This is a genomic window from Photobacterium lutimaris, assembly GCF_003025555.1.
Taxonomy (GTDB): domain Bacteria; phylum Pseudomonadota; class Gammaproteobacteria; order Enterobacterales; family Vibrionaceae; genus Photobacterium; species Photobacterium lutimaris.
Genome location: NZ_PYMH01000002.1, coordinates 122,552 through 134,774, shown reverse-complemented (window position 1 = coordinate 134,774; position 12,223 = coordinate 122,552). Strand labels below are relative to the sequence as shown.

12 protein-coding genes are annotated in these 12,223 nt (G+C 43.9%); 6 read left to right on the top strand and 6 right to left on the bottom strand.

The genetic code is table 11. The annotated features are described in order from the left end of the window. Window positions 1–111: 111 nt before the first annotated feature. The 4 genes from ccoP to ccoN are packed head-to-tail and all read right to left on the bottom strand — an operon-like array spanning window position 112 to window position 3,332. Window positions 112–1,092 carry a cytochrome-c oxidase, cbb3-type subunit III gene (ccoP, locus tag C9I99_RS06210; protein WP_107348008.1) on the bottom strand — a complete coding sequence of 327 codons (981 nt, stop codon included), beginning with the start codon at window positions 1,090–1,092 and terminating at the stop codon, window positions 112–114. A 5-nt stretch (window positions 1,093–1,097) separates the two neighbouring features. Beyond that, a complete protein-coding gene (locus tag C9I99_RS06205) occupies window positions 1,098–1,271 on the bottom strand; it encodes a cbb3-type cytochrome oxidase subunit 3 (protein WP_107348006.1) in 174 nt (57 codons plus the stop codon). Window positions 1,272–1,280: 9 nt separating this feature from the next. Beyond that, window positions 1,281–1,892 (bottom strand): cytochrome-c oxidase, cbb3-type subunit II, encoded by a 612-nt coding sequence (gene ccoO, locus C9I99_RS06200; protein ID WP_107348004.1) that lies wholly within the window; start codon window positions 1,890–1,892, stop codon window positions 1,281–1,283. Window positions 1,893–1,904: 12 nt separating this feature from the next. After that, entirely contained in the window at window positions 1,905–3,332 is a 1,428-nt protein-coding gene (ccoN, locus tag C9I99_RS06195; RefSeq protein WP_107348002.1) for a cytochrome-c oxidase, cbb3-type subunit I, read from the bottom strand. Between the two features lie 234 nt (window positions 3,333–3,566). Between ccoN and C9I99_RS06190 the strand changes: the two genes are divergently transcribed. After that, complete coding sequence (locus C9I99_RS06190; protein ID WP_243734332.1) at window positions 3,567–4,055, top strand: hypothetical protein; 489 nt, start codon at window positions 3,567–3,569, stop codon at window positions 4,053–4,055. 116 nt (window positions 4,056–4,171) lie between these two features. On the opposite strand, the gene C9I99_RS06185 is transcribed toward C9I99_RS06190, so the two are convergent. Next, the gene (locus C9I99_RS06185; protein ID WP_107347998.1) at window positions 4,172–4,894 is read right to left on the bottom strand and encodes an SDR family oxidoreductase; all 723 of its coding nucleotides are present in this window, start codon (window positions 4,892–4,894) and stop codon (window positions 4,172–4,174) included. A gap of 230 nt (window positions 4,895–5,124) precedes the next feature. On the opposite strand from C9I99_RS06185, the gene C9I99_RS06180 reads away from it, so the two are divergent. The 5 genes from C9I99_RS06180 (at window position 5,125) to C9I99_RS06155 (ending at window position 11,837) form a co-directional block, all read left to right on the top strand. Next, the gene (locus tag C9I99_RS06180) at window positions 5,125–6,303 is read left to right on the top strand and encodes an FIST signal transduction protein (protein ID WP_107347997.1); all 1,179 of its coding nucleotides are present in this window, start codon (window positions 5,125–5,127) and stop codon (window positions 6,301–6,303) included. Window positions 6,304–6,306: 3 nt separating this feature from the next. Next, window positions 6,307–8,397: a PAS domain-containing hybrid sensor histidine kinase/response regulator gene (locus tag C9I99_RS06175; protein WP_107347996.1), complete on the top strand. Its 2,091-nt coding sequence runs from the start codon at window positions 6,307–6,309 to the stop codon at window positions 8,395–8,397. A gap of 420 nt (window positions 8,398–8,817) precedes the next feature. Then, window positions 8,818–10,170: an ISNCY family transposase gene (locus C9I99_RS06170; protein ID WP_107348515.1), complete on the top strand. Its 1,353-nt coding sequence runs from the start codon at window positions 8,818–8,820 to the stop codon at window positions 10,168–10,170. 378 nt (window positions 10,171–10,548) lie between these two features. Next, window positions 10,549–11,016 carry a phage protein gene (locus C9I99_RS06160; protein ID WP_107347994.1) on the top strand — a complete coding sequence of 156 codons (468 nt, stop codon included), beginning with the start codon at window positions 10,549–10,551 and terminating at the stop codon, window positions 11,014–11,016. A 119-nt stretch (window positions 11,017–11,135) separates the two neighbouring features. Beyond that, window positions 11,136–11,837, top strand: coding sequence for a hypothetical protein (locus tag C9I99_RS06155; RefSeq protein ID WP_107347993.1), 702 nt, complete (start codon window positions 11,136–11,138; stop codon window positions 11,835–11,837). A 33-nt stretch (window positions 11,838–11,870) separates the two neighbouring features. On the opposite strand, the gene C9I99_RS06150 is transcribed toward C9I99_RS06155, so the two are convergent. Beyond that, a complete protein-coding gene (locus C9I99_RS06150; protein ID WP_107347991.1) occupies window positions 11,871–12,092 on the bottom strand; it encodes a hypothetical protein in 222 nt (73 codons plus the stop codon). Between the last annotated feature and the right edge of the window lie 131 nt (window positions 12,093–12,223).

Sequence of the window (12,223 nt, the reverse complement as noted above, 5' to 3'; positions counted from 1 at the left end):
CTATGTCACTTAGAGGGGGTTAGCCCCTGAAGATAACAGGGGCTAGTCGTTAAGTCTCAGATGTTTGTATAAAAATAATGAACAAACTGTAACTGAGTGTTGTTTGGGTTGTTACTCTGATGTGTTATTGCTTAGGTTCCAGACATAAGCCGAGATAACCTGAACCTTTTCTTCGCCCAGAATATCTTTCCATGCTGGCATCACGCCTTGGCGACCGTGTGCAATTGTTGCTTCAACAGCACGACGAGAACCGCCATATAGCCATGTATTATCCGTCAGATCCGGTGCACCAAATGCAGGGTTACCTTTACCGTCTGTACCATGACATGCCGCACATACAACAAATTTCTGTTTACCCGCTGCCGCCTCTTTAGCGTTCACACTTCGGCCAGATAGGCTGAGTACATAGCTGGTTACTTCAGTGACACCATCTTTACCAAGTGTCTCATTCCAACCAGGCATCACACCCTGACGGCCTTCCATGAGGGTCGTCTTGATAGTTTCAGCTTCACCGCCGTATAACCAAGCATTATCTGTTAGGTTAGGGTAACCAAGCTGACCTCGGGCATCAGAGCCGTGGCACTGTGCGCAGTTCTGCAAGAACAGGCGTTGACCGACCTTGATAGCTTCTTCGTTCTCAGCGATCTGAGTAATAGGAAGCAGAGAAGTACCAGATGCATCGTAGGCTAGGGTTTTGAACGTCTCGCCAAAGCGAGCCTGAGCATCATCTAACTCTTTTGCATACTGGTTCAAGCGTTGTTCTTTCTGGGCATTGGCAATTGCCAACTTGGATTCCTCGATAGAACGCACGGTTTGATCTGAACTCTGCCAGCCCAAGAAGCCTTTGTAGTTACCTAACCCAGGGAAAAGGAACAGGTAAAGTAGGCCGAAAATAATGGTGCCCCAGAACATGTAGGACCACCATTTAGGCAGTGGGTTGTTGATCTCACGAATACCATCGTATTCATGACCCATATCCTCACCTTCTTCAACACCCATTTTGTCCTTGCTGCACCAAATTAATAGGGCAGCAATACCGGCTAGGGTACCCAGCGTGATGATTGTTATCCATAGACTCCAAAACGTAGTCATGTTTTCTAACTCCTGTCATTCTCACGCGTTGCCATATCCTGTTCTTCGTCTGCGAAAACGAGATTCGCAGCTTCATCGAAACGAGACTTTTGGCGTTTACTGTAAGCCCAAAGGACAATACCAATAAAGCTACCGAACAGTATCAATGTCCATATGCTATGAATGGTTCCAATATCCATGGTGCCCCCTTATTTCATTGCGTGACCGAGTGACTGGAGATAGGCAATGAGCGCGTCCATCTCTGTCTTGCCTTTCACTTCTTCACCAGCGTTTGCCACTTGTTCATCTGTATACGGAACACCGAACTGGTTTTTGAAGATACCGAGCTTTTTCGATGTCAATTTGCCATCAAGCTCATTTTCTTCTAACCATGGGAAACCTGGCATGTTGGACTCAGGAACAACCGCACGTGGATCACGAAGGTGAACACGGTGCCAGTCATCTGAATAACGGCCGCCAACGCGAGCAAGATCAGGTCCCGTACGTTTCGAACCCCATAAGAACGGGTGTTCCCATACACTTTCACCCGCGACAGAGTAGTGTCCGTAGCGCTCCGTTTCAGAGCGGAATGGGCGGATCATCTGGCTGTGACAGACATTACACCCTTCGCGGATATACACATCACGGCCTTCCATTTCCAGTGCCGTATAGGGGCGAAGATTTTCAACCGGCTCAGTTGTTTGGTCTTGGTAGAGCAGTGGGGTTATTTCCACCAAGGCGCCGAAACTGATAGCAATCACAATGAGGATCGCAAGAAGGCCGACATTTTTTTCAACAATTTCATGACGATTATTAGCCATTGTCGGTACTCCTTATGCTGGTTGCTCTGTGGCTTTCAGGCTTTCATTTGGTGCAAGAATCGTCTTGTATGCGTTGTATGCCATTAAGAACATACCCGCCAAGAAGATTGCACCGCCTACAAAACGAACGAAGTAGAATGGGTAAGAAGCCTGTAGCGACTCAACAAAGCTGTAAGTCAACGTACCATCGGTGTTAACCGCACGCCACATCAGGCCTTGCATCACACCTGAAATCCACATTGCCACGATATATAGAACCGTACCGATGGTTGCCAGCCAGAAGTGAACATTGATCAACTTAATAGAATACATACGTTCTTGGTTGAACAATTTAGGGATCAAGTGGTAAACCGCACCGATAGATACCATAGCAACCCAACCTAGCGCACCGGAGTGAACGTGGCCGATTGTCCAGTCGGTATAGTGAGATAGGGCATTAACCGTTTTGATAGACATCATTGGGCCTTCGAAGGTCGACATGCCGTAGAACGACAGTGATACAACCAAGAAGCGCAAAATTGGGTCATAGCGAAGTTTATGCCATGCACCAGATAACGTCATGATACCGTTAATCATCCCCCCCCAAGATGGAGCGAATAGAACCAATGACATCACCATACCCAGCGACTGTGTCCAGTCAGGAAGGGCAGTGTAATGCAGGTGGTGAGGGCCAGCCCAGATGTAAAGAGAAACCAGTGCCCAAAAGTGCACGATAGACAGGCGGTACGAATAAACAGGCCGTCCGGCTTGCTTAGGTACAAAATAATACATCATCCCCAAGAAACCTGCAGTAAGCAGGAAGCCAACCGCATTATGCCCGTACCACCATTGGATCATAGCGTCGACAGCACCAGAATAAACCGAGTACGATTTGCTCATTGATACTGGGATAGCCATGCTGTTAACAATATGCAGAACGGCAACGGTTAAGATGAAGGCACCAAAGAACCAGTTCGCCACATAGATATGTGACGTATTTCTTTTTATCATAGTACCGAAGAAAACGATGGCATAGGCAACCCAGACAACAGCAATGGCGATATCAATCGGCCATTCCAGCTCTGCGTATTCTTTACCAGAAGTCCACCCTAACGGCAGTGTAATTGCCGCGGATAGAATGATAGCTTGCCAACCCCAGAAGGTAAACGACGCTAACTTTCCACCAAATAGCCTTGTTTGACATGTACGCTGCACTACGTAGTAAGACGTAGCAAATAGCGCACTGGTACCGAATGCGAAAATCACTGCATTAGTATGCAATGGTCGTAATCGGCTATATGTCAACCAAGGAAGGTCGAAGTTTAGTGCCGGCCATACCAGCTGAGCGGCAATCAATACACCAACGCCCATTCCAACAATCCCCCAAAGTATGGTTACTAAGGTGAATTGGCGAACGACCGTATAGTTGTAGTTTTGTTCAAGCTGCTTTACTTGGCTCATGTTGCATGCTTCCAATTTTAATTGTTCAACTACACTCTTTTCCTTGTGCGAACAACAAGTTGTCGCAATGCCACCCAAAGCTTCAAAAATCACAGTGTTGTTTTTTCAAACACCCCAGTAATTAAATTGCTATTTTGTTGTAAAAGTGGCATTTTCAGTGCCTTATACTACGTTAGATCACTAATAATTGACAGGGTCAAGCCCACACGATGTTTACGGTTAAGCAACATTTATGTGAAAACTTTGACCTCTGTAACATGGGAAGCACGTAAAATAATGGCTGCAGAAAAACTTACTAAAGGTAGACTTTTTCAAATTCTCTTTCTTATGACCATATTGATCACTGCATTTGTATGGAGAACAGTTACCTATGATAAAATCGACGGTGAAGAAATAAACGCAGAAACCTGCAATTTAACAGCGGAAAAGTGTATTAATCCGCAGGGTGATACACCACTAAATCTCTCTTTATCACCATATCCAGCCGTGGCGAATCAGGAACTCAACATACAACTTCATAACACAGATGTTAAGCCGGATGCGACGGTTGAGGGTGTCAATATGTATATGGGCATCATACCTGTAACGTTTGAGAAAAAAGCTGATGGTTGGATTGGTCGATTTACTGTCCCGGAATGTATGCATGATGAAATGCAATGGGCAATAAAAATCAAGCAGGGTAATAAAGAGATAATTGCTAATTTCACTGTGAAAAAACAATAAAAATAAATAGGTTATATAGTTTTATTAGCAATAACAGGGCTTGGTAAACCAAGCCCTGTTATTTGTCGATAATTGATGGTTAAGACTTTATTTTAAAGGGTGTAAATGAAGTCGTTTTATTCGCTGTAAATCATTTTTTTTGTCATGCCACCATCAATGACAATATTTTGGCCAGTAATGAACCCCGCTTCATCAGAAATCAAATATGCCACCATTGAGGCAATATCATTAACGTTACCGACACGGCCAGTAAGGTGCTGGCTGTGATCTATTTCACGAAGTTGCTCAGTTGAAGTATGTATCCACCCTGGTGAGATACAGTTCACACGAACACCGGGGTTAAGGCTTGTGGCTAAAGAATGTGTCAATGCGACAACACCACCTTTAGTTGCACTATAAGCTTCGGTATTTGACTCGGACTGTAATGCGCGAGTAGAAGCAATATTAACTATGCATCCACTTGTAACCTTAAGTAATAGCGACGTGTACTTAGCCATCAGCATAGGTGCAGTTAGATTCACCGCTAATGCTTTATTCCAGTCGTGTATATCCAACTCGTGCAGAGGGGCGTTATAAGGATTGGCAATAGCAGCATTATTAACAACAGCATCCAACCTTCCGTGCTGTGATGTTATCTCATCAATTAAAGTAATAATTTGCTGCTCATTAGTAACATCAATCTGTTTAAAGCGAATGAGAGGATTTTCGGAAACCAATTGGAACCCAGCGTTCTCATCAATATCAATAGCAATGACCAACATATTTTTTGAAAGGTAATTTGCTATTCCCTTTCCTATACCGTTTGCACCACCTGTTACCAGTACCACTTTTTTTTCCATCGTTCCCTCGTCATTTAACCGCTTCACGTACTATCCGAGCTAAGGATATACTTAACATTAACGGTCATTACGATCAGATCTTTAATTTATTACAATAAAAAAGCAGACACTACATGTTATGCATGTAAGAATGTGCGTATGTAACTTCAATGGGTTTGTATTCCACTCAACTTTAGTTAAAGTTACTTGGATAACGTTACAAATCAAAATAATCTATAGATAAATTCCCCATGGATATCGCAACAAGCTTTTCTTCACAGGCAATAGCATCTGATGCCATTCAAGAGGCCATCGAACAATTACAAGCAAAGCTTGCCAACCCCAAACTGATCCTTGTTTACTTTTCAGAGAAATATGACGTTGTCACTTTTCAAGAAGCACTGTCCATCGCCTTTCCAAATGCACAAGTTCTGGGATGTACATCATGTCAGGGAGTAATGACAGAAAGTGGATACCATCATGGTCGAGGTGTTGCACTCTGGGCCATATCAGACTTTCATGGAGCCTACGGAACTGCCATTGTTTCTACGAACAACTCAAAATATCAAATGGCAAGACAAGCTTTGTTAAAAGCTATAGCCAACAGTGGCCGCTCCGGTGAATTGCCAGCACTCATCGTTTTGCATGCGAGCCCAGGTCATGAAGAAGAAATCATTCAGGGAATAGAAGATGAACTTGGTACGTCAGTTCCAATCATCGGAGGGAGCGCTGCCGATGATCATATTAAGGGCAACTGGTCCATATTTACTCAAGAGCAGTATACACAAGAAGGTGTAGGAATCAGCGTCTTATACCCATCTTGTCATATTAGTTACTCATTCCATTCAGGCTATGCCAGTACCGGTCAATCAGCCAAGGCGACTAAAGTCGAGGGCAGGGAGCTTATTGAGCTTGATGGAAAGCCAGCCATGGCGGTTTATCAGAGCTGGATGAACCAATCTTTAGATGATAAAGAAAACATTATTAATAGTAGTAGCTTAAACCCGCTTGGCCGTGTTGCCGGTATTGTACATGAGTTGCCATATTTCAAATTGGCTCACCCCCTGAATACCACTGAGCGGGGAGGGATAAACTTATTTGCCAAAGTAGAAGTAGGAGAGACGCTGTATTTTATGCAAGGTACTGAGGAGCGTCTAATTACCCGCGCCGGACGAGTAGTAAATGCAGCAAATAACATTTATGCCAATGAGGCAAACCTCAATCCGATCGGTGGTATTACTATCTACTGTGCAGGTTGTATGCTCCGCGTACAACACCGTATGGATGAAGTGGCCCAGAATGTCAAAAGCGCAATGCAAACCGCACCTTTTGTTGCTCCATTTACTTTTGGTGAGCAAGGGCAATTTGTGGGAGGGGAAAACGCCCACGGTAACTTGATGATTTCAGCAGTTTTGTTTCACAAGGATTAAGCAATGGTAAATTACGAATCAGAAAAGCTCCAAGAAACATTGCTTGATTTATTGCGAACACGAGAGCGTGAAAAGCAACTACGTGATGAAAACACAGCGATTTTAGCGGGTATTGCTGCGATGGCTGGCGCTAATAATAAACGACAAGTATTCAATAGTTTATTGTCAGTACTGCGAAAATACATAGGTTTTGAACACGCACTTGTATTAACACGCGAAGACGAAACAGCACCATTGCAAGAACTGGTCACAACCTGTCGTTTCTTTGAATCTAGCATCTGGCCTATTGGGAATACGTTTATCCGTTCAATGAATGGCGACAGCATTGCTCTTTACGATCCAAGCCAGGTCTATGAATTCAAAGAGTTATCACCTGAAATGATACCATTTTGCCAATCGGTCTTGCTCACCGGTGTCAAAGTCAGCTCTGGTGATGCACTATTGCTCTTTTTCCACTCGGAAAAAGGGCAGTTTACACCCAACTGCCGTAGGGTTCTTGAACGATTCAGGCCTCTGCTGGAGCGGGCTATCATTGATATTGACTATCGCGAACGTTTACAGTCGCTAGTTACGGCCCGTACCCAAGAGCTCACACATAGCCAGCAGCGCTTTAAAGATTTTGCTAAAACAGTCGGGGACTGGTTCTGGGAAGTCGATCCAGAATATCGCTTCACTTATATATCGTCACCTAATCTGACAAACCATACCGTCGATAGTAATTGTATCCTCGATATATTTGGTGACGCTAAAACAAACCGTGATCAGCTGCAGGCAATTTTTGAAAATAAAATTGCCTTTGAAGATCTTGAGTGGCAATTGCCGGATGATGAAGGTGGCCTTTGGATTAGCCTGAGCGGTACACCATACTTTAATAAGCAAGGCCAATTGCTGGGCTACCGCGGTACAGCGAAAGACATTACCAGTCGTAAGCAACAAATTGAAGAAATAAAGCAGGCCAAACGCCAAGCAGAAGATGCTAACAAGGCTAAATCTGAGTTCTTGGCAATGATGAGCCACGAAATCCGAACGCCATTAAATGCAGTTCTTGGGTTATTAGATATGCTCGGTGATTCAGGGTTGGGTCAGAAGCAGCAAGGCTGGATAAATCAGATGGATCAGTCAGCACAGTTATTGCTGACAATTATCAATGACATACTGGACTTATCACGGATTGAGTCAACGAGCTTTGAGCTATTTAATAGCAAGCTATGCTTATCCGACTGTATCGATTTAGTTATTACCCAACTGCAAGATCAAGCGAAAAAGAAAGGGATAACTCTCAGTAGCAGTATCAACGGTGAAGTGCCGGAACAAATTATTGGTGATAAAAACCGTATTTCCCAAGTGCTGTTTAATCTTGTTGGAAACGCAATCAAGTTCACGGATGAAGGTTCGGTATCCGTTGATGTAACCCGAACCCACAATAAAGTATTCCTGAAAATATCAGATACGGGGATAGGTATTTCACCAGACGCACAGAAACAGCTGTTCAAACCATTTAAACAGGCTGATGGCAGCATTACCCGAAAATTTGGTGGTACCGGTTTAGGCTTAGCAATTAGCCTGCATCTGATAAAAAAAATGCAGGGTGAAATCCAACTAGAAAGCCAGTTAGGTGTCGGTAGTTGTTTTACTGTGATCTTGCCATTAGACATTCTTGAAGCAGAAGACTCTGAAGCTGAAACGCCAATTATCGATGTCGAGCATTTACCAAAGCTTAAAATTTTGGTGGCCGAAGACAGTCCAACGAACCAGTTGGTCGCAAAACTAATGCTAGAAAAGCGCGGCCATAAGGTCGTGATTGCTAACAATGGCCAAGAAGTTTTAGACATCGACGATAACGGAATGAACGAGGTCGATATTATTTTGATGGATATCTCAATGCCAGTACTGGACGGAATCAGTGCAACGCAATCGTTGCGAGACCGAGGCGCTGACATTCCAATCATTGCTTTAACGGCCAATGTCATGAAATCAGATCAGGAAGCTTACTTTGCTGCTGGCATGAATGACTTCATCGCCAAGCCGATTATAGCCAATGAGCTTGATAAGATTTTGTCGAAGCATCAGTTACGGATAGCCAATAAACGATAATTGTAGCGATGCACTAAAAGCCGAGCTTATACAAGCTCGGCTTTTTTGCTTTAGGCTTGATGAATCAAGCCTAGTAATAAACACCATGTTTTGAAGTACCAGGCAAACTGACCATTTGCAGCAGTACTTAAAAAAGGTGTTTATTACCTATTTTATGGTAAATAGCCAATACTGTTAAATTGTACAGTAGTTCAAACCTTTGGAGGCTAGCAATAGAAAAGGAGGGGAAACCGATAGATAGCAATACCTGTTCAAACATACCGTTATCGATACCTTATTTAACATAAGGTACATAATGCGCACTGATATTGTAAGATCTAGTTAGAAATGTCAGGTTTGAGCCAGATTGAAATGTCATGTTGTTCTAGCTTCAAAACACGCTTTCTTTGCCGTGTTTTGAGCCCTTGGATGCTATTGACCATGACTGACAATGAATTACTGAGAATCAAACTAATCCAAGACATCTGTGATAAACGGATCACCGGTGTCGATGCTGCCCGCTTACTTAAACTCAGTCCTCGCCAAGTTTATCGCTTGGTCAAACGCTTCATCGAATTTGGTGCTGCTGGTTTGGTTTCTTTAAAGCGTGGTCAGCCTGGCAATCATCGCCATGATGAGAAATTAAAATTACAGACACTGGCCTTGCTCCATCAGCAATACGAAGATTTCGGCCCGACGTTGGCTCATGAAAAACTCTCTGAGCTTCATGATATCCATGTTTCCGTTGAAACCTTACGCCAATGGATGATTGCCGATGGTCTCTGGGTTCCCCATGCCAAACGTAAACCGCGTATCTATCAACCTCGTCACCGGCGTGATTGCCTTGGAGAACTGGTTCAAATTGACGGCTCCCATCATGACTGGTTCGAAGGTCGCAGCCCCAAATGCTGCTTGCTGGTTTATATTGATGATGCCACTGGCCGCTTGATGAACCTGCGCTTCAGCGAAACCGAATCAGCCTTCGATTATATGGTTGCTACTCGCGAATACCTTGAACAGCACGGCAAACCCACCGCGTTCTATAGTGACCGGCATGCGGTTTTCCATGTCAGCAAGCGCGATGCCCACACTGAACGACTCACCCAGTTTGGTCGTGTACTGAATGATCTCAATATCGAGCTGATCTGTGCCAACAGTTCACAAGCCAAGGGCCGCGTTGAGCGTGCGAATAAAACGTTACAGGATCGCTTAGTCAAGGAAATGCGCCTGCAAGGCATTGATACGATTGAACAAGCCAATGCATGGCTCCCCGACTTTATCGCGGATTTCAACCGTCGTTTTGCCAAGCCTCCGCGGTATCCAAAAGACATGCATCGGCCATTACGGGAATCAGCTGAAGAGCTAAATGATATTTTTGCCTGGCAAGAGCTACGTAAGCTCTCCAAATCACTGACTTTTCAATATGATAAGGTTGTCTATCTCATTGACCCAACAGAAGAAAACCAGCGATTAGTCAATCAGGTTGTTAAGGTGTTGGACCGCCCGGATGGCACCATCGCCATTCTATACGGCCACCGTAAGCTGACCTTCAGAGTTTTCGATAAGTTGGCAGATGTAGACCAAGGCAAAGTCGTCGACAACAAACGACTGGGCGCCGTACTCAAGTTTGCCCAGGACAAACAACAGGAATTCGAGCAGCAACAGAAACGCAACCGCAGCAAGAAGGCCCCGAAACGCACAGCCCAACAGCGGGCTATCAGGCAATTGGAAGCCATCAACCCGGTATTAGTCCACCCGGAACAATTCAAAGCCAGCAACAGGAAAAAGCCATGACATCCCTACTCCACAGCCACTGATTAGCAATGATGAACTACCTTGGAAAGAGACAGTTTAATCTGGGAAAACTCACTGACATTTTAAAGTGGGATAAACAGAGGGATATAAATTTAACAATGTCTGTAAGGTTCTTGTGGCTTATGGGTCAAGCCAGAAACGTCTACTTTTGGAGGCTTAAAATGTCTTGGAAACAGTTAGTTAAATTACAATGCGTACCTTTTTATATCTCACATGATCGCTTAGCGTCTTCTCCTTACAAACGTCGGCTTATGTCCGGTAATTTGTTGTTGGCTAACGTTATCGGTGTTGTCTATCAATCCACGTTTGATTAATCGAAAAGAACTTTTAATAAACGAGAAATTTGCGAGGCACATCATGCTGCATCAATCCTTCGTCAAGCTGTTCTGGCGTCATTTCGACAACATTGCTCAAGCTTCTGCTTGGTTTCACGTTCGTCCCATCACCGTCAAACGTTGGTTAACCGGAGAAATCGACGTTAATCCAATGGCTGAAAAATTACTGATCATTCGTGCCCGTGGCTATCTTCCTGATGATACCCGCTGGCAAGGATTTAGAATTGATGAACAATACTGTGTCATCGTCACTCCTGATGGTCGCCGCTTTAGTCCCAAAGAGCTGATGTCTTGGTCACTACGTTATGATGAATACCACGCGTTAAAGCGACTCTACGAATTAGACTATGTGCCCGTTCGTTCCAATGTCGTCACACCGTTGCCGTTCCGTGGCGGCCGCCGACTCCAACAGCCGATGCATGAGACTGTCAGCAAAGACAAAAAGAAAAAGTATCGGAATATTCAAACCAAGCACGCAGCTAAGAAGTAAGCTCCCTAGCCTTTACAATTTGATCCGTTAACTGACTCTAATCAAAATACTTTTTGGGTTTCCAAGCTGCGCTTCATTTGCATACTTGGAAACCTAACCACCAACTCAAGGATGATCTGATGCAAAAAATATTTGTACTGTTGTTAACTGTCTTACTCACAGCCTGCGGCGGAGGTTCTGGTTCAAGTTCTTCTGGTGAAGGAAATTCCGCTGGTTCAGAAACCGGTACCCAGTTTGATGGCCTGTTTCAATCTGGCGAAGCTGTCATGCTGGTTGATAAAGCTAATGCAGGAAAAGTACTTATCTCAGATGGCTCGGCCATTTTGTACTTTGACCGAATCTATACGTTAGCTAATGAACTGAGATTAACTGGCGTAGCTGCCATTGCTGATGGCTTCTATTTCTCAGACCCCGATCAAATCGTTAATATTTACTATGACGGTGATACTGCAACAGTTTCTACCACCATTAACAACGAACCGTTTGTTTACTCGTTCGATCGTCAAAAAAATACGCTTGAATCACTAGATAGCCTTGTTGGTACCTTTACTGATCCTATGACGGGCGAATCTTGGTCTTTGGACAGTGCCGCGAACCTTACAATCAATGCTGACTGTACGTTGTCCGGCAAGCTAATGAGTGAAGTCTCTTTTTATCACACGGTTGATGTTGATGCGTCGGGTTGTTCAGATCCCGATTTTGATGGCAGTTATGAAGGCATGGCGTTTAATGTGACTGTGGATAGCACCAAGTACTTGGCGGGTTTCATCTATGATGATGCTAAAGAAGCCTATATGTGGGGCTCTGTACCACTGAATTAAACGTAAAAAAGCCCGCTATTGCGGGCTATTTGATTAAATAAGTGAGTCATCTAAATGCCAGTCATTACGATGAGAAACGGTCTGACTCTTACCTGAGGATTGCACTTGCACTGCAGGTTTAACTAGACCAGAGCTAACACCACCGTGTTTAACTAAATTAATAAAAGCTAAAATGTCTTTTTTCCTTTCAAGATCGATTGTAAAAACCTGATCAGAAACATCAGCACCATCTGAACATAATGTAACCTTAGCCATAATATCTCCTTATGAAATCATGTATAAAGCTAACATCAATGGTTCTTTTTTTGTACACTCATGCCTGCATTTTAATCAGTTTTCATTCTTCCACTCTAATTTCATGATGCGCTTCTCATGTTGAGCTAGCA